Raw genomic sequence first — 18698 nt, forward strand, 5'->3', positions numbered from 1 at the left:
CATTCATTTGCGATAGTAAAACAGGATTTTTTATAAGCAAAGGCCACACTTAATTCCCTCTTATATTTTTTGACCTATTCTTACTTTCCTCTAAGACTTCTTATATATCATTTTTCATTCTTCTTATATATTACGTTTTAATAATTAATAAAAATATCATAATTTCATTTTAGCGCTTGCTACAATAATTTGGGCAGATATTTTTGTTAGCGTTTGAAATATAAAACAAGGTATTTTGAAAGATGAAGATAGTGAAAAATTGGACTAAAGCAGCGGTTTCGGCGGCTTTAACTGCGGGATTCATCGCGAGTTGTTCCCCAAATAAATCGAATTTAAGCGGGTTATTAGGCTTTTTGGCAGGTTCTGGAAACGGAGCTACAAAACATGTTGAAGAAGCGACAGGGCCAGGAGCGGCTAAAATTGCAAGTTCCGGAGATCTATATACAGAACCATCCTATGGACAAGCATTGACTTCCGCTTCAAAAGAAGCGATTACTCCTTTTCCTGCGGGTATCCCAGTTCCGGAATCTAAAACCGGACATTATGCATGTACTACCACAAAATGGGGAGCATCCGAGATTAGAAGTTTAGTGGATCGTGCGATCCTGAACCAAGGAGCTGAAGTTTTATATCCAGGTTCTCTTCTGCAAGGTAAGTTTTTACAAGCAGGCGGATACACTCCGGTTACGATCCCTAGATCGGGAGGAAAAATCTTCCTTACCGGTTTGAAGTTGGCTCCTAATGCGATTTATTCCAAAGATATCGAACAAATCAGCGCATCTAATGTGCAGCAAGGAATCCAGGATATTCTTTCTACTGATGTTGTAGGAACAGCTGCAGATGCATCTTTTAGCGTAGAGCAAGTGTATAACGAAAATCATCTGCTATTCAACTTAGGATTAGATGCTAGATTCTCAGACGTTGGCTTAAAGGTAAGTTTAGGAATCGATAATTTGGGTAAGAAGAACTACATTCTAATGAAGTTCACTCAAAAATTCTACGACGTAAATTTCGAAGACCCTACTCTTTCTACTTCAGTTTTCAAAGACGGGACCAATTTCCAAGATCCTGAAGGCCAAATTGCAGAAAACAATCCTCCATTATACGTTTCAAAAGTATCCTACGGTAGAGTTGTATATTTCCTTCTCGAATCAGAGTATACTGCACTTCAAGTCAAAACAGCTTTGGAAGTTGCTTGGGATCCTGGAATTCTTTCCGCAGTTTCTCCAGTCCCTCCGATTGGTGGAGAAGTTTCCGTCACTCACGAACAAGTATTGGATAGAACAAGGATTGCTTACTTCGTAAGAGGTGGGAATGCAGGACTTGCATTAGCTCCGATCAGCGCAGCAGATTCTTCTACTCCAGGAAGTATGTATCAGGCGATCAGGAATTTCTTAGCAAATCCGGAAGCAGCGAATTATTCCGCAGCAAATCCTGGAGCACCTATCGCTTATACATTAAACTATCTTAAAGATCGTTCCGTAGCGAAAATGAGCTACACCACAGTTTACGACCAAAGAGATTGTGAGGCTACATATTCCGAAAATCCTCAGGTCTTTACCGCTAAATTAGGGAAAGTGGACGATAAAGTTCGTTTCCTAATGGATGGACAAGAGTTCTTCTCTACAAATCCTGAAGCAGATGTTTATACAGGGCCAGAAATAAATCTGAACAACGCAATGAGTGTTGGGTCCGAGCATGAATTTACAGTAGAAATGTACAATGCAAATTGTTTCGGAACCAGTCTAGACTTCGATCTAAAATTGAATGGAACCGTATTACGCAGTCGTAATTTTGCAAAGAGCATAAGTACCTGTGGAAAACAGCTTACTTATAGATACAAGCTAAACAAAGTTACTGGAGCTTGGTCCGTTCTGGAAGAGAACGAAACAGCAGCACCTTAATCACTATAAGCCGATCTTTCAGGCTTCTTCTCCATTGGGGAAGAAGCCTTTTCTTTTTAGTGGGAATGGTTTTTATGAAACTCCCAAGCGCTATTTACGATATCCTCTATTTTAGCAAATTTAGGATCCCAGCCTAAGACATTTTTCGCTTTCGTATTATCCGCGATCAACTTAGCAGGATCTCCTTCTCTTCTTGGTCCAATACTATAAGGGATCTTTACTCCAGAAACTTTTTCTACAGTCTGAATAATTTCTAGGATGGAAAAACCTTGGCCTGTTCCTAAATTAAAGAAATCGGAACTCCCACCTTTCTTCAGATATTCTAAACCTAAATAATGCGCTTGGGCCAAATCCATTACATGAATATAATCTCTGATCGCTGTTCCATCTTTTGTATCATAATCGTTTCCGTTTACGGTAAGAGATTCTCTTTTACCTAATGCTTTTTCGATGACGATCGGAAGTAGATGTGTTTCAGGATCATGCTCCTCTCCAATATCCAGATCCGAACCGGAAGCATTGAAATATCTAAGCGCTACGAATTTTAAATCGTAAGCATGAGAATAATCGGATAAGATTTTTTCGATCATCAGTTTGGATTGTCCGTACGGATTGATCGGATCCTGAGGAGTTGTTTCCAAGATAGGAACTTCTGTCACAGCTCCATATGTTGCACATGTGGAGGAAAAAATAAAATATTTCACACTATATTTACGCATCGTTTCTAATAGCTGCAAGGTCCCGAATACGTTATTAATATAATATTTTTGAGGATCTGTGACGGATTCCCCAACGTATGCGAATGCTGCAAAATGGATCACCGCTTCGAATTCGTTTTCGGAGAATACTTTCTCTAAATCGTTCTTATTTAAAAGATCACCTTTGAAAAATTTTCCCCATTTAACTGCTTTTTCATGACCATTGGAAAGATTATCAAATACTACGGTCTCTACACCTTGTTTATAGAGATACTTATTCATATGTGAGCCGATATATCCGGCGCCACCGGTGACTAGGATTTTTTTCATATGGATTCTACCTTTGTTTTCCATAGGGAAAAATTGTAAAAATGAATTTATTCCTTGATATCTCTCTCATCCTTAGGTTTGGAAGTTACCAATGATTCCTTAAGGCTTAAGAAATCGGATAGGATAAAAATGATCGTTATGAAAGAAAGAATTGCTTCGAAAATAACTAAAATCTCGGCTTCAGTATTTTCCGGAACAATCTTTATGATCCCGATATTGGTAAAGATCATTAGACTAAAATATATGAATTTAAAAAATAAGGAAGGATATTCCAGATCCTTAGGAAGTCCGGAAAAAGACCCCATGTCAGTTTTATAAATACATAAATAATCAAATCCGAACGATATGACGATTACGCTGATATTGAAGGCAATAAACACCAAAAATTCATAATATTTCAGATCCAATCCGGAGAATTCGGAAATTCTCCTAAAACCTTTTACAAAGAAATACCAAGATTTAAAACCTGCAAGTATCAATATGAGATATTTAATCTCTAAACCTGCAAATTCGTTCTCGTCTAAAAAGATCAGAAATATTCCCAATGAAATAATGAGAGTATATTCGACAAATGTCTTAATGATAGTTTTTATAATGTAGCGATCGATTTTCATGACCCTTCTAAAATTTTATCGCTTATGATAATTGTCATCATTTACATTGAAAAACATATGTAGTCCAATCATTAACAAAGAATTAAAACGAAAGAATATTTCGAATAGAATTTAAGTCAATAGGTGTTTGGGATGAAATTTATAAATTCGAATTTTTGGGATAGAGCGCTCAGGGTAATATTGGGATCGTCCTTAATTGCTTGGGCATTCTATATAGAAGATTTGTATAAGCTGATCATTTTTGGAATAGGATTTGTTATACTAGCGACCGGGATCATCGGCTGGTGCCCAATCTATTCTTTATTTGGCTGGAACACCAGGACCAACAAATAACAGAATTTTTGCTTGAGTCGTAATAAAAATAGTTCAAACTTTCACTAAAGAGCCGAGTGAAAGTAGAAAAATTCGTACCTCGAGAAATACTTAGACCATTCATCGAACATTTTCTGATCATAGAAAGTGAAGAAGGAATGCAAAATAGAATATTGCCTAGTTCTTCTTTGGTTTTGTCCTTTCGGATCCAAGGAACGATAACAAGCCAAGATGAAAAATCTAAAACTCGACTTCCCTATTCCGCGATCACCGGGCTTAGAAAAATATTCAGGGTTCTGGAATACTCTCCGAAAACCTCTACCGTATTAGCCATTTTTAAAGAAGCTGGAGCTTCTAATTTTATCAAAGAACCATTACATAGGATTTTCGGATCTACGATCTCTTTGGACGATTTGATCTCACCAAGAATAATCCGGGAAATAGAAGAAAAACTATCAGACATGAAGACTAATTCTCAAAGAATTGCACTCATCGAAAATTTTCTTATATCCGAATGGAAGGATTCGCAACCCGATTTACTTATTTTGGACTCTATTCAAAAAATACATAAGTCCAAAGGCTCCATAAAGATCCAGGATTTGATCAAAGGTGTGCCTTATAGTATGGATTCTTTCGAGAAAAAATTCAGGAGTCAGATAGGAACAACTCCCAAACAATTTTCAAATATGATCCGGATGAAAAATCTGATCGACGATCATTCCGAGGATAAAACTCTTACGGAGTCTGCTTATTCGGCTGGATATTTTGATCAGGCACATTTTATCAAAGATTTCAAAACTTTTACCGGAGAAACTCCTAAACAATTTTTTAAACGGATCCTTCCATTCTGGTAAATTCCTGATTTTTTACAATTTTTGATCCTGCAAATACGTTATTCTGATCCAAAAGGAGAAGAAAACGTATGCAAAAAATTTTAATAGATACATTCACAGTTCCGAAAAATTCCCAGGAAGAATTTTTCAATCGAGTTAAGATCAATAGAGAGTTCATCAAATCTCTTTCCGGTTTTGTCCAAGATTCAGCCTATATTCGTGAAAAAAATCGGGATGAGTTACAATTCGTAACTATAGCCGTTTGGAAAGACGAAGAAGCGATCACGAATGCAAAGAACAAAGTTCTAACAAAGTATCAAGAAGAAGGTTTTGATATGCCTGCAATGTTGCAAAGACTCGGGATTACGATTGAAAGAGGTATCTTTGAAATTTCTAAAATATAAATCAAACGATCATTTTCAAAAACAAATATAGTGAGTAAAACTAACTCTCTTAACCTGATTGGGATATAGGCTCGAATATATTTTGAAACAAGAATAGGTAATTCGAAATAGCCTATATCCCAAATGAATTAAATATTTTTAGTATATTATAAAATTTGAAATTAAATTTCAAAAAAGAATGGTTATTTATTTAGGTCTCTGAATTTTTCTAAAATATCTATGACAAAATCAACCTTCTATAAAACCATTTTCATTTTTCTTGTGTCGCTGATCGTAACAAATTGTGCGATCTTAGATCCAATCGGCCTTACTTACGATAGGACCAAGGGAAGCGAAGCCTCATCTCGAATCCAAGACGCAGCAATAACGACCGATATCATAAATTCTTCTTTATTTTATGGGTATACTTTTATCTCCCTCGGATCATTACTCGGACCTACAATTTCAGGGATTGAGTCTGATAAGTATTATAAAAAATCCGAAGTGGATGCTTGTGTGAATGATATTAAAGGTATGAAAGGATTCCTTATTGGAGCTACATTTACAATACTCTCTTCTTGTAAATTGGAAGCTGACGGATTAATTCTATAAGAGCTTACATGATCTTAAGAAGCGATTTGAATTGAAAAAATCGGTAACAAATACTGATACATCACATTTAGGATAATGTTTATAAGAAGCATATCCTAAATGTACAAAGAATCTTTTGAATATTATAAAAATAAATAGCGTTCGAATTTAAACCGAATTTTTTAGTTCAATATATGTCAAAAAAGATCCTATTTCAAACCTCACTTCTTTGTTCCGCATTCTTTGCAAATTGTGTAATCTTAAATCCCATTGGGCTTACCGTAGACAGAATAAAGGGCAGTGAAGCCGCTTCTAGAATTTCGGATGCCGCAATTACAGCCGAAATTTTAAACCATACTCTTCGAGGTGTACCAACAACAGCCATACCAATCGGGGTATTATTGGCACCCATGGTCGCAGGGATCAATTCTGATAGTTATTATAAAAAATCCGATGTGGAAAATTGTGTGGATAATCTTATAGGATTCAAAGCATTTGCGACAGGTGTTACATTTACACTTGCCACTTCTTGCAAATTGGACGCAGACGGATCTTTATTTTAAAAGATTGTATCTTTTCAGGAAGAGAAAAATCCACTCTCTTCCTGAAAGAATTCTCCATTAATTGATCTTATTCCTAATTGCTGGCACTGTCTGCAAATAAGCAAACATAGCAGATAGATCCTCTTCAGTCATACCTGCGTACATAGTCCAAGGCATAATTGTTTGATATTCTCCATCTTTTACCGTATGAGGCTTATACTTAGATGGATCCATATTCTTAAACTTCTGAACGAACTGCTTTTCAGTCCAATTACCCAATCCAGTTTCCGGATCAGGAGTCAAATTCGCAGATACAATTTTAGTTCCATTAGAAAGTGGAAATTCGAAACCACCTGCTAGTTCCATTCCAACGATCGGTTTTCCCTTATCTTGTTTTGTATGGCATTCCGTGCAAGCGGCTGCATTAAATAGGTATTTTCCATACGCGATCCTATCTTCTTTTGTAGGAAGTTTTCCATACTGAGCGGGAGTTGGGATCGTTCTTAAGATTAAATTGAAAGGAAAGTCCGGCTTTGAATTTGGATTTGTTTTCGGAATAGACTCTAAACTTCTCAAATAAGAAATGATAGAGAGTAGATCTTCCTGATCCATCCTTCCGTATGCAGGGTGAGGCATAACTGGAAAAAGAGGTCTTCCATCTCTACTGATCCCGCTTGCGATTGCACGTAAAACTTCTCCATCCGTCCACTCAGATAAGGCAAATGGAGTTATATTAGGAGCTACAAAAGCACCCGGAAAACCGAGCTTTTGATCAAATACTTCCCCGCCTGCCCCTCTTGTTTCTTGGAGTAATGGCCCGGAGAACTTAGTCCAATCCCTGCTGGAATGGCAATCAATGCATACAGATACGTGATTTGCTAAGTATTTTCCTCTTTGTATACGAGTAGTTTCATTCCCTACATTTATTGAAGGTGCCGGTTCTATTACAGGGAATTTAAAGTATAAGAATCCGATCACAGAAGCCAGCAATAGTATAAGTGTAATCCCTAACCATTTCAGTATTTTTGTCATTCACAGTCCTCTTTCTTTGGATCTGCACACTTTTCTTTAAAACCTAAAACTTGCTATAATTTATTAATTAACCGATTGGAAGGATCCTATAGATACACATCTATTTAAACCTTCTTTGATTACTGGTTTCGAGGAATTTTATCATCATTTGAGTCCTGAAAGATCTTACAAACTTGATTTTATATTGAACAAACGTTTATCAATAAGTTAAAATACGGAATAAAGTTTCATTAACTCATCAATGCCTTGAACAAGTTCTAATACACACAAAGACCCACCACAATAAATACATTATATTTTTATAATATAATGTATTTATTCATTTATTTTTGTGCATAGAACAATAATCATATCTTAAACTTTTTTGCATAACGTATGCTTTAAAAAAGAAAAATAAGAAGATCCTAAGGAAATCCTTGGAAAAAATAAATGATATATAAGTATGCCTTGTTTAATACTTCGAACATATATATAGAACGTCTGTGATTGAATGGAAATTCAGTGGAGAGAAAATTTAAAATGTTTATCAGAAATAAAGTGAAAATCTTTTGTTTCGTGATGGCAACATTCGCCCTTATAGGCAGTTGTGCGCCAGATTCGGAACAGTCGTATTTCCCGTTTTCACTTGGCCAATCTGCAAAGTCTGCTTACAATTCGGTGAGAGCATTTGTAGTAGCAACTGTACCTCCAGTTGCCCCGCTAAGTACAAACGGGCGCTATATCGTGGATGCGAATAATAATCGTTTCAAGCTAAGAGCAGTAAACTGGTATGGAGCAAGTGATACCCGTCAAGTAGTAGGAGGATTAGATAAACAGCCTATTGGCCATATCATTTCTCTTATTCAGGAATGGGGCTTCAATTCTGTTCGATTACCTTTTTCCAATAAAATGCTTCATGATTCGAATATTGTTCCAAACGAGTATGTCGCCGCAAACCCACAATTTTTTGGAAAGACTCCTTTGGAGGTCTACGACCAGACTGTTGCGGCTTTGACTGCAGCTGGGATCGTTGTAGTTCTAAATAACCACACTACTTTCTCCGAATGGTGTTGCGGGTTCGACTATAACGGACAATGGTATCACACTGGATCTTCATTCGCATACAATCAAACTCCTGAAATGTGGAAAGAAGATTGGGTCTTCTTAGTAAATCGTTATAAGACTAACAAACTAGTTGCTGCCGCTGACTTACGTAACGAAGTGCGAACTCAACGTTATAATGATACTCATCTTCCTAATAGTCCAAACTGGGGATGGGGTAATATCGACGATTGGCGTAAGGCAGCCCAAGAGGCAGGAAATGATATCCTGCGCGCTAATCCTGATTTAGTGATCGTTGTAGAAGGGATCAATTGGTGGGGAGCAATCCCGATTTTAGGATCAGGAGAGCGCCCTCACTTAAAACCTGTGAGAGATCTACAAGTTCATATACGCGCTACGAACAAACTCGTTTATGCAGCACATAATTATGGATTCATCGGGCCAAAACATAATGGTGACGACGGAACATCCGGTGGAAATATCAAATATAAGGATATGGATCTGACTACCTACCGTAATACAATTACGGATGAATGGGGTTATGTAATCGATCCGGATGCAGTCACTACAGCACCTGTATGGGTAAGCGAATTCGGAGCTTCTCCCGGGGAAACAAATCCTGCAGATAGAGAATGGTTCAAAAGGATCGTAGATTATCTGATCGAAAAGGATATCGATTTCGCATTCTGGCCTCTAAACGGAGAGGATGAATGGGGACTTGTTACTTCAGATTGGTCTCAAAGAAAAGTCGGTGACTGGCGTGAAGAACATATGAATCGACTTCTTGCATATACTGGCAAGACCGGTTCTGTTGCTAATGTGGATCATCTTACTCGTTTGAGCTTTAACGGAGTGGATGATAACGCAAGTAGCATCGATAATGATTGGTTAGGCGGAGCAAATAAGGGAACTTGTCCTGATGGAGAAAGACTCTTAGGATTAAGCAGAGACCAAAGAGCACTTTGTAGTGATACAAAATACGGTAAACTCTGGCATGCAGATCGCGCGATCAATGTGCAAGCAGTGTATGAAACTCCGAACCGTTCTCACGGAACGGGAGATTGGGCAGGTGGATTCACCAAGTATGAATGTCCTGCAGACTATTACGTAGCAGGTGCAACAAAACATTCTTGGGGAACAAGCGGTGTTCTTTGCGCACATAGCAAGGTCCCTCTTGCAAATTCGTGCCGCACGATCTGGTTCGACAGAGGAGATAACCGTTCTTCTCAAAGAGCTGGAGACTGGGCGCCAGGTTCTTATAAAGGACAATGTGCAGACACGGAATACGTAGCAGGTATCGCTCAAAGAGACGGTGGAGCAGCGGCTTTACTTTGTTGTTCCTCCCCTCTAAATGGAGAATTACCTTTAGTCTATAAGGCTAAAAATCTTGCGCATCGTATCGGATTTGCAGAAGGAGATGCTTGGGTAGCAACTACCGCAGACTTTAATGCAGATCATATTATTTACGGACCTTACGACAGAGGTCGTTGGGGAACCGGAAATAAGCAGGCTATCTTTCGTGCATTGGTAGATGTTACTAATGCGAATAACGATAAGGTCCTTACGATCGATGTATTTGATGGACAAGATGTTTTAGCAAGAAGAGATCTTTACAGAAACGAATTTGTAGGTCCAGGTCAGTACACTAACTTCATCCTAGACTTCAATATCGCTCCTGATAAGGCGGATCGTCCAATGGAACTTCGTGCTTGGTGGCATGATACATCTTATGTGAAGATCGATAATGTTACCGTTCAAAACAGGAATGTATACGGAGACTTACCCTTAACATACAAAGCGAAGGACCTAGGACATCGCACAGGTTTTGCAGAAGGAGATGCTTGGGTAGTTACTACTGCAGACAATTGGGCTGACCATATTCTGTTTGGACCATACGAAAGAGGTCGCTGGGGAACCGGTAACAAAAAAGCAGTCTTTCGTATGCTTGTAGATGTTACCAATGCTGGAAATGATAAGATTGTTACCTTAGATGTTTTTGACGGTCAGGATGTGCTGGCAAGAAGAGATGTTTATCGAAATGAATTTTCAGGCCCTGGACAATATACCAATTTAGGTTTGGACTTTACGATTGCTCCTGACAAGGCAGATCGACCAATGGAAGTGCGAGCTTGGTGGTATGATACTTCTTACGTAAAAACGGAGAATGTAGCAGTTCAAAATCGATAATCACATTTTTAGCAGGTAAAGAATATTACCTGCTAAAAAATCAAAGATCGCTCCTCATTGGAGCGGTCTTACTTCTACCCTATTTAAATTTTTTATTCTTTCGAAACTGATTTTTTATACTCTTGCGGAGTTACTCCTGTGTATTTCTTAAAAGAATCATAGAAAGAAGACTTGGACTGAAATCCAACAGCAAACGCTATATTCAGAATATTCACAGATGCATCGGTGGAGATAATCCGTTTTGCTTCTTCTATTCTGTACTTTTTAAGTAAGTCCGGAAAAGAAATATCCAATACCTGATTTAAGAGTTCTGACACCTGATGGACGGAAAGTCCTAAAAGCGCCGCAAGATCACTAATGCGTAATTCTTCTTCTAAATAGACCTTCTCTTCTTCCATCAATCGATTTAATCTAGAAAGTGCGTCTTCTACATCTATTCCGATAATCGTGGATTTTCTCTTTTCATTTCCTGGATCTAAAGAAGGATCTGAAGAATTCTTATAAAAATTTTCTAGCTCATGTTTTTTCAATGCGATCATAGCTTCCAGTTCTCTGATCCTTGTCCTTACAGAACGGCTAGTTAGAAAGATATTGATCGGAACAAAGAACGCGGTGAAAAACAAAAAACTTCTTCCATCGAAGGAAAAGAATGTTCGATAGGAGATGATATTTAGTATTTCTATCGCAAGCAATGAGACCATACTCATTACGAACCAACGGGTTTGGATGGTCTTTCGTTTCATTGCAATAATGCTTAAAACGATTGCAGTAACAGTTACAGCAAGATAGAGGATCGTGAAACAAAGAGAAACAAATTGCCTTGGAAACTTAGTAAAACTCAGTGCGATCCCGACAGCAGTTAGAATATTTACAATATTATAGAAGTGCCAAACCGGTTTAAAGTTCTGTTTGATCTTCAGAAAATGGGAGACCCAAAGGGTTCCAGTAATGATCAAGGATCCAATCATGATCTTCTTCCCTAAAGAGAGAGGAAATCCGAAATTCGGAAACAAGTATCTGGAAGCGATCCCGGACACGAATAAGAATGCGAGTCCCATTCCTACAGAAAATAAGATCTGGTAGAAGATCCATTTTGCTCTAAGACGAAAATAGGAATTAATCAGATAGACGAGTTGAATGATAACGAGTGCTAGTAAAGAGAAAACGATCCCTGAATAAAAGATCGTAATAGAATACAGATCTTCTGCACTTGCTAATCTAACTTCCGAGAGAATATAGTTCCTGGATTTGATCTTTACGTTAATTTCAGGGCTTTCATCTAAGAGTTTCCTCAAAGGAAAGACCGGGAAAATACCAGGAACCAGCCATTCATTCACTGGATGAGAAAAACCGGCCTTTTGACAGTTATTCTTGAGATCGCATACTTCTACCGAATCCAAATGGCTCCATAAAAAGACCAAAAACTCAGTCTTGGATTCCTCAGGAGAATTACCGATCCGAAATCTAAGATCGATCTGATCCGGATGAAATCCCCAATCTAGTAGGACAGAATAGTCGTCGATCTGCTTCCAATTCGTATTGTCTTCGTTCAGAATACGCAGATGACCTGCCTGATTTTCAGCTTCTTTGGCAGAAACCTGGAAAAAAATTCCGAAAACCATATTTAAAATGAAAAATAGTTTCAAGACTCTCAATTAATTCACTCCAAAAATCTGTCCAAACTTATAAACCGGGACGATTTTTAGGCCCGGAACTGCTACTAATATAAGAGGCAATCAAATGAAACAAAGCCAGACGCCACTCTCTTATATCTTTGGACTTTTCAGGGAACACCTGTCAAGCCGATTGAGAGTTTTGATTTGGAACATTCCTGATTTTGTCTTCTTGGATGGGAGTTACAGAAAATGAATCAAATCGTATTAATCGCATTAAAGAGACCCTATACCTTTGTGGTCCTTGCAATTCTAATCTTACTATTCGGGGTACAATCCATATTCAAGGCCCCGACCGACGTCTTCCCGAATATCAGAATACCTGTAATCTCCGTAGTATGGGGATACCAAGGGATGCTCCCTTCGGATGTGGCAGGTAGGATCACTTACTTTTTCGAAAGAGCTTTAACGAGTACAGTAGAAGGGATCAAGAGTATCAATAGTAGATCCTACTTCGGAAGTAGCATCATCAATATAGAACTTCAGCCTGAAACAAATCTTGCAGGTGCCGAGGCGGAGGTGGCGGCGATCTCCCAAACCGTAGTCACGTCCCTGCCCCCCGATATCTCACCCCCCATGATCATGCGTCTGGAGGCGTCGTCTGTCCCAGTCGCGATGCTTCAGGTGACTTCTGAAAAAATGACTCCTGCTGAACTTTATAATTTGGCCTTCATGAGGATCAGATCACTTCTCGTGACAATTCCAGGCGCGATCGTTCCTCAACCTTATGGAGGAACTCCAATGCAGTTATTGGTTTCCTTAGATAAGCAAAAACTTTTATCCAGGAACCTTTCTCCTATGGATGTGTTCAAGGCGTTCAATGAGCAGAGCGCTGTTTTGCCTGCAGGAGACCAGAAGATTGGCAAAACGGATTGGATGGTAATGACGAATGCAATCCCTCTCGCTGTAGAAGATTTTAATAATATACCGATCAAACGTGTTGGTAACAGCACATTTTTCATGAGAGACGTTGCGAACGTTGCCTTGGGTGGTCCTCCTCAATTAAATTCAGTGCTCGTAGACGGGAAACAATCCGTTCTCATCGTAGTTATGAAAAGTGGTGAGGCATCCACACTTGATGTTGTAGAAGGAATACGAAAAACAATGCCTCGTATCAAAGAGATCTCTCCTGATGATGTTGAGATCAAACTATTGAACGATGCGTCCGTATTCGTAAAGGATTCTATAGAGAACGTTGTTCACGAGATGATCTTGGCGGCTGCGCTTACAGGTCTTGTTGTTCTTCTATTCCTGGGATCTTGGAGAGCGACTACCATTATCGCGACTTCAATCCCTCTTTCTCTTTTAAGCTCCATCATAGGGCTTCATTTATTAGGAGAATCCATCAATGTGATGACCTTGGGAGGTCTTGCTTTGGCGGTCGGGATCCTGGTCGATGACGCAACAGTGATGATAGAGAACATTGATACCCATATCGAAATGGGAAAACCATTAGAAACGGCGATCATAGATGCAGCCAACGAGATCGTAATTCCTACATTTGTTGCGACTCTTGCGATCGTAATCGTTTGGTTCCCTTTATTCCAATTGAGCGGGGTTTCTGGTTGGTTATTCAAACCTATGGCAGAAGCGGTAGCTCTTGCGATGATCGCTTCCTTCATTCTTTCCAGAACACTTGTTCCGACAATGGCAAAATATCTTTTAGAAGAACATCATCCTGCAGGCCATGGACATGATCCTAAACATAAATCCCACGCTAGGTCGGTAGAAAAGCCTAAAGTTCAACAAGTGCAAAAAAACCTGGCCTTGAATCCTCGAATAGTTCAAGCTCTACAATGGCTTACTCTATCAGTGGAGTATCTGAAACGTTTTCAAAAATCATTCGAGCAAAATTTTAACGAATTCAGAGAACGTTATAATATCACTCTCCAGAAAGTTATAGCAAACCGTAAGAAATTCGTAATGGTCTTTATGTCCATCGCGACAGGCTCTCTAATACTATTTTTCATCAATGGTAGAGACTTCTTTCCCGAGATAAAAGCGGGAACATTACAAATGCATATGAGAGCTCCTTTAGGAACTCGTATTGAAGTTGCCGGTAGGATCGCAACCTTAGTCTCTGAAGATATTAAAAAATTACTTCCGGACAAGGTGGAAAGTGTTTTGAGTAACTGCGGTTTACCTGTAGGGCCTCATAACCTTGCATTCATTCCTACACCAACAATCGGTTCCCAGGATTGTGACTTAACAATTACTTTAAAGGATGAAGAATCTCCGGTTTGGGATTATAGACAGATCCTTAGAAAAGGACTGGGTGAATTATACCCCGGAACAATTTTCACATTCCAACCTGCAGATCTAACTGCAAAGATCTTAAACTTCGGATCTCCATCTCCAATAGATATTCAGATCAACGGAATGGATCTGGAGAAAAATTTCGAGTTCGCTCAGAAATTACAGGGAAAACTCAAAACGATCCCTGGGGCCGCAGATGTTGTGATCCAACAGACAATGAGTACTCCTACACTTCTCGTGGATGGAAATAGAAGTTTAGGGATCAATTTGGATCTTCCTTTGAAGGCAGTCGCTGAGAATATGCTTCTTGCTACTTCCGGAAGCCAACAGATTGATCAAGAATACTGGATGGATCGTAAAACCGGTCTTTCCTATCAGATCAATATCTATGTTCCTCAACCTCAAATGAGAAGAACGGAAGACCTACTCACTGTTCCGATCAACAAAGGAGATCTGTCTGATAATTCTGAAAACAGCACCCAACTTTTGGGAAATATCGCAACCATCACTCCAACAGGAACACCAGGGCTTGTTACTCACCAAAACCTTCTACCTTTAATCGATGTGTATGTTTCCTCGGAAGGAAGAGATCTTGGAGGAGTTTTAAGCGATTCTCAAAAGATTATGGAATCAATGAAAAGCGAACTTCCTAGAGGAGCTGCAATCGAGATCCAAGGACAAGCAGAAACGATGAGAAGCGCTTATCTAGAATTATTAGGTGGGCTCGTCGCTGCGATCCTTCTTGTATATCTTTTGATCGTGGTGAACTTCCAGTCTTGGACGGATCCTTTCATCATTATCACTGCATTACCGGGAGCACTAGCAGGGATCGCATGGTCCTTGTTCCTAACGCGCACCTATATCTCGGTTCCTGCTCTTACTGGAGCGATCATGTGTATGGGGACTGCAACTGCAAACTCTATCTTAGTAGTCTCTGCAGCAAGAGACCGTTTAGAAGTTCATGGTGATGCGGTCAAAGCGGCAATTGAAGCAGGATATTCACGGATCAGACCGGTATTAATGACTGCTTCCGCAATGATCATCGGAATGGTTCCGATGGCCTTCAGTAATTCTCAAAACGCTCCATTAGGTCGTGCAGTTATCGGAGGATTAACAGTCGCTACATTTGCGACCCTCTTCTTCGTGCCATGCATCTACGCGATCATCTATAACAACCGAACAAATCTCAAAAAAGGATAATCAAAATGATACCAACTCTACCTAAAAAGAAACTAATCACCTTATCAACGATCTCTTGCGGTGTCATATTCTTGTGCTATATATTTTATCAACAAATACATAGTGCAGAACAGTTCAAAAGAGAAGCTTTGGAAGCATCCATTCCGAATGTTTCCGTAGTCAGCCCTGAGGCACCGAATCCTCTGGAAACGATTACATTACCCGGAACAGTTCGCGCATGGTATGAAGCAGTCATCTATGCTCAGGTTTCGGGTTATGTGAAGATGTGGTATAAGGATTACGGAGCGGAAGTAAAAGCTGGAGATGTGCTTGCAAGGGTCAAAGTGCCAGCTTTGGATGCGGAGTATGCACAAGCAGAAGCAGACTTCGATTCCCAAAAGGCGAAATACAAACTGGCGGCGGTTACTGCAGACAGGTATCTTGCATTAAGAAATTCTCATGCAGTATCCGAACAGTCGATTTCAGTAGCGGTCGCTGACAAAAATTCCGAAGAAGCTAAACTTAAATCCGCAGAAAAAAACGTGGATAAATACAAGGCCAAGATGGGTTTCAAAACGATTGTTTCTCCTTTTGACGGAGTAGTGATCCAAAGAAATATTAACGTCGGGGACTATGTGAATAATGAAGGAAACATTGATGATAGCAAAAATCCTTCTAACCTATTCACGGTTGCAGAGATCCATAAAATGAGACTATTCGTTTCAGTACCTGGAACATTTGCATATCTATTAAAATCCGGATTAACTGCTGAAGTAACAGTGCAACAATTCCCAAATCGAAAATTTATCGCGAACTTTCTTACTCTCTCTAAGGGATTCGATCTGAATATGAGAACCGTAGTCGCAGAGTTTACGATCGATAATAAGGACAGAGTTCTATGGCCTGGTTCTTATGCGCAGGTGACTCTTACTGCTCCGGTAAAAAAGGATCTTTTAACAATACCGTCCAGCTCACTTGTCTTTGATGAAAATGGAACACAAGTAGCTACAGTTACGGAAGATAATAAGATCCACTTTAAACCTATTACCGTGAATAAGATCATTGATTCAGTGATTGAAGTCGGAAATGGAGTGAGTGTAGGAGATCGTATCGTAAACAATCCATCCGCTTCTCTATTAGAAGGTGATCAGGTGAAAGTCGTGGAGCCTAGAACAGGATACACCGACATGAGCATTACGAAAAAAGAAAATTCTAAACAGAATCCGATCGCTTCTAAGTGATATCGGTTCGGGCTATATTTATGAAGATGGATAAAATACAGAAAATAACCTCAAAAGGGATCGTTTGGGGAAGATATACAATACTTCTTTCCTTAATGATTATTCTAAACCATTGCATTAGTGGTCCTGCATTCGATCTCGCTCCGAAATATCTGAGTCCCAATTATGTGGTCCCGGATTCATGGAGCGGCACAGGTCCCTTTGTAAAAGCAAATCCTTCCGAAGGTGAATCAATCCAATCAGACTGGTGGAAACTTTTTAACGATCCTGTCTTAAACAAATTAGAAGAGCTTGCGATCACTGAGAATCCGGATCTACAAGCAGCAGCCGAACGTTTTGTCCAAGCTCGAGATGCAATGATGAAGGTACGTTCTCAATTGATCCCACATTTAGGAGTTGGATTAGGCGCTTCGAATAACAAACAATCTGAAAATCGTTTGTTTAGAGGAGCGGGAGAATCTACATATGAAGGGACAGCTGCGGTAGGAAGTATCGCTTCTTGGGAACCTGACTTTTGGTCTTCCATCCGAAATTCCACAAGAGCACAAATCTATAATGCACAGTCTGTAGCGGCTGATTTTGCATTAGCTAGACTAAGTTTGCAAGCAGAGATCGCAGAAGATTATTTTACCTTCCGCGGTTTGAATGCGCAGGATACCACGTATCGTCAATCGATCGAATACTACGAAAAGTCCTTGGCTCTTCAAGAACAACTATTTAAGAATGGTCTTGCTTCCGAATTAGATATCCAAAGGGCACAATATCTTGTATCAAATACCCAAGCGAGACGTTTGGATATTCAGGCAAAGATGAGAGTGGCTGAGAATGCGATCGCTATTTTAGTCAACAGGGCGCCTTCTAATTTTCATATTCCTCCTATAGAAGAAATAAAGATCGTATCCATCCAGATCCCGACTACAACTCCATCCACATTATTGGAAAGAAGACCGGATATCGCTTCGATGGAACGCAAAATGGCTATAGCAAACCGAAATATCGGTATAGCAAAAGCTGCCTTCTTTCCGAATGTCTCCTTCAGTGCAGGTGGAGGATTTGAAGGCGGAGTCAATCTTATACAGTTGGCGAATGGTTTTTGGTCGTATGGGTCCAATGTTTCTCTTCCAATCTTTCAAGGTGGATACAGAAGAGCTCAATTACAACAAGCATGGTCCGCTTACAGAGAAACGGAAGATAATTATAGAACTATCGTGTTAAATGCTTTTAGAGAAGTAGAGAATGGTTTGGCAGAAACTTCTTATATGTCCGAGGAATCAAAACGCCAGGATGTTGCGGTAAATTCGGCACTCCAAGTTCAGAATATGACAACTCAACTCTATCAAGGTGGGTTAAGTAATAGTTTAGAGTTACTTTATGCTCAAGTAAATACATTGTCCGCACGAATTGATGCAATCGTAATCAAGACCGAATTGAATAAAGCCTCTGTACGTTTGATACGCGCATTAGGAGGGGGCTGGAAAAATGAACAATTGCCTAAAGACGATGAGATCCAACCGTTCAAAATATTTGATTTTACCGGTTCTAAAAAACCGAATTCTGCAGGTGATATAGATGTGGATGCGGAAGAAAATAGCAATCATGGTAAGGACTTAACAGCACCGACACTTTAGAAAATATACCGGACCGATCTGGTCCGGTTATTCCATAGAAAAAGAATAAATTATTTCTTATTCTTCCATTCTAATCCGCACAAATGCGATATAGAAGGCCCAATAAACTTTAAATATTACCAAAGCATAACAACATACTTCTTAGATAACTTCTACCCAAAATTCTGTCCAACCTGCAATATCCAATTAACGAAGACGATCAGTACAAGAGATTACTTAATCCGCTGCGAGATTTGCCACTACCAAGCATCCAG

Annotated in this window: 14 protein-coding genes; 10 read left to right on the forward strand and 4 right to left on the reverse strand. The window is 39.4% G+C overall.

The annotated features are described in order from the left end of the window. Positions 1-242: 242 nt before the first annotated feature. Positions 243-1904: a thiol-activated cytolysin family protein gene (locus EHQ64_RS15460; protein ID WP_135650705.1), complete on the forward strand. Its 1662-nt coding sequence runs from the start codon at positions 243-245 to the stop codon at positions 1902-1904. A 56-nt stretch (positions 1905-1960) separates the two neighbouring features. Here EHQ64_RS15460 and galE read toward each other — a convergent pair whose 3' ends face one another. Both galE and EHQ64_RS15470 read right to left on the reverse strand, forming a co-directional pair. Further along, positions 1961-2932, reverse strand: a complete 972-nt coding sequence (gene galE / locus EHQ64_RS15465; RefSeq protein WP_135650706.1) for a UDP-glucose 4-epimerase GalE — start codon at positions 2930-2932, stop codon at positions 1961-1963. Between the two features lie 47 nt (positions 2933-2979). Further along, on the reverse strand, positions 2980-3546 hold the full coding sequence (locus EHQ64_RS15470; protein ID WP_135650707.1) for an ion transporter: 567 nt from the start codon (positions 3544-3546) through the stop codon (positions 2980-2982). Between the two features lie 132 nt (positions 3547-3678). Here EHQ64_RS15470 and EHQ64_RS15475 point away from each other — a divergent pair, with 132 nt between their 5' ends. From EHQ64_RS15475 to EHQ64_RS15495, 5 genes are all read left to right on the forward strand, one after another. Next, positions 3679-3879 (forward strand): YgaP family membrane protein, encoded by a 201-nt coding sequence (locus EHQ64_RS15475; RefSeq protein WP_135650708.1) that lies wholly within the window; start codon positions 3679-3681, stop codon positions 3877-3879. A 56-nt stretch (positions 3880-3935) separates the two neighbouring features. Then, complete coding sequence (locus EHQ64_RS15480; protein WP_135650709.1) at positions 3936-4712, forward strand: helix-turn-helix domain-containing protein; 777 nt, start codon at positions 3936-3938, stop codon at positions 4710-4712. A gap of 68 nt (positions 4713-4780) precedes the next feature. Beyond that, positions 4781-5095 (forward strand): antibiotic biosynthesis monooxygenase family protein, encoded by a 315-nt coding sequence (locus EHQ64_RS15485; protein WP_135650710.1) that lies wholly within the window; start codon positions 4781-4783, stop codon positions 5093-5095. Positions 5096-5314: 219 nt separating this feature from the next. After that, entirely contained in the window at positions 5315-5686 is a 372-nt protein-coding gene (locus tag EHQ64_RS15490) for a TIGR04452 family lipoprotein (RefSeq protein ID WP_135650711.1), read from the forward strand. 173 nt (positions 5687-5859) lie between these two features. Then, entirely contained in the window at positions 5860-6228 is a 369-nt protein-coding gene (locus EHQ64_RS15495) for a TIGR04452 family lipoprotein (protein ID WP_135650712.1), read from the forward strand. Positions 6229-6285: 57 nt separating this feature from the next. On the opposite strand, the gene EHQ64_RS15500 is transcribed toward EHQ64_RS15495, so the two are convergent. Next, positions 6286-7239, reverse strand: coding sequence for a c-type cytochrome (locus tag EHQ64_RS15500; RefSeq protein WP_135650713.1), 954 nt, complete (start codon positions 7237-7239; stop codon positions 6286-6288). A gap of 519 nt (positions 7240-7758) precedes the next feature. Between EHQ64_RS15500 and EHQ64_RS15505 the strand changes: the two genes are divergently transcribed. Next, complete coding sequence (locus tag EHQ64_RS15505; protein ID WP_135650714.1) at positions 7759-10467, forward strand: glycoside hydrolase family 5 protein; 2709 nt, start codon at positions 7759-7761, stop codon at positions 10465-10467. A 92-nt stretch (positions 10468-10559) separates the two neighbouring features. Here the strand turns inward: EHQ64_RS15505 and EHQ64_RS15510 are convergent, their stop codons facing one another. Further along, positions 10560-12122: a helix-turn-helix domain-containing protein gene (locus EHQ64_RS15510; protein WP_135650715.1), complete on the reverse strand. Its 1563-nt coding sequence runs from the start codon at positions 12120-12122 to the stop codon at positions 10560-10562. A gap of 210 nt (positions 12123-12332) precedes the next feature. On the opposite strand from EHQ64_RS15510, the gene EHQ64_RS15515 reads away from it, so the two are divergent. Genes EHQ64_RS15515 through EHQ64_RS15525 form a run of 3 tightly spaced genes read left to right on the forward strand, consistent with a single transcriptional unit; the run spans position 12333 to position 18444 of the window. Further along, entirely contained in the window at positions 12333-15596 is a 3264-nt protein-coding gene (locus EHQ64_RS15515; protein WP_135650716.1) for an efflux RND transporter permease subunit, read from the forward strand. A gap of 5 nt (positions 15597-15601) precedes the next feature. After that, on the forward strand, positions 15602-16816 hold the full coding sequence (locus tag EHQ64_RS15520) for an efflux RND transporter periplasmic adaptor subunit (protein ID WP_135650717.1): 1215 nt from the start codon (positions 15602-15604) through the stop codon (positions 16814-16816). Positions 16817-16842: 26 nt separating this feature from the next. Further along, the gene (locus tag EHQ64_RS15525) at positions 16843-18444 is read left to right on the forward strand and encodes an efflux transporter outer membrane subunit (protein WP_135650718.1); all 1602 of its coding nucleotides are present in this window, start codon (positions 16843-16845) and stop codon (positions 18442-18444) included. The last annotated feature ends 254 nt before the right edge of the window (positions 18445-18698 follow it).

The sequence above is a fragment of the Leptospira sarikeiensis genome (assembly GCF_004769615.1).
Lineage (GTDB): Bacteria > Spirochaetota > Leptospiria > Leptospirales > Leptospiraceae > Leptospira_B > Leptospira_B sarikeiensis.

Bases quoted from the DNA above. Each gene is read 5' to 3' on its own strand.
- EHQ64_RS15495 (WP_135650712.1), top strand. From the start codon at position 5,860: ATGTCAAAAAAGATCCTATTTCAAACCTCACTTCTTTGTTCCGCATTC.
- EHQ64_RS15500 (WP_135650713.1), bottom strand. From the start codon at position 7,239: ATGACAAAAATACTGAAATGGTTAGGGATTACACTTATACTATTGCTG.
- EHQ64_RS15505 (WP_135650714.1), top strand. From the start codon at position 7,759: ATGTTTATCAGAAATAAAGTGAAAATCTTTTGTTTCGTGATGGCAACA.
- EHQ64_RS15520 (WP_135650717.1), top strand. From the start codon at position 15,602: ATGATACCAACTCTACCTAAAAAGAAACTAATCACCTTATCAACGATC.
- EHQ64_RS15475 (WP_135650708.1), top strand. From the start codon at position 3,679: ATGAAATTTATAAATTCGAATTTTTGGGATAGAGCGCTCAGGGTAATA.
- EHQ64_RS15525 (WP_135650718.1), top strand. From the start codon at position 16,843: ATGGATAAAATACAGAAAATAACCTCAAAAGGGATCGTTTGGGGAAGA.
- EHQ64_RS15460 (WP_135650705.1), top strand. From the start codon at position 243: ATGAAGATAGTGAAAAATTGGACTAAAGCAGCGGTTTCGGCGGCTTTA.
- EHQ64_RS15485 (WP_135650710.1), top strand. From the start codon at position 4,781: ATGCAAAAAATTTTAATAGATACATTCACAGTTCCGAAAAATTCCCAG.
- EHQ64_RS15490 (WP_135650711.1), top strand. From the start codon at position 5,315: ATGACAAAATCAACCTTCTATAAAACCATTTTCATTTTTCTTGTGTCG.
- EHQ64_RS15515 (WP_135650716.1), top strand. From the start codon at position 12,333: ATGAATCAAATCGTATTAATCGCATTAAAGAGACCCTATACCTTTGTG.
- EHQ64_RS15470 (WP_135650707.1), bottom strand. From the start codon at position 3,546: ATGAAAATCGATCGCTACATTATAAAAACTATCATTAAGACATTTGTC.
- galE (WP_135650706.1), bottom strand. From the start codon at position 2,932: ATGAAAAAAATCCTAGTCACCGGTGGCGCCGGATATATCGGCTCACAT.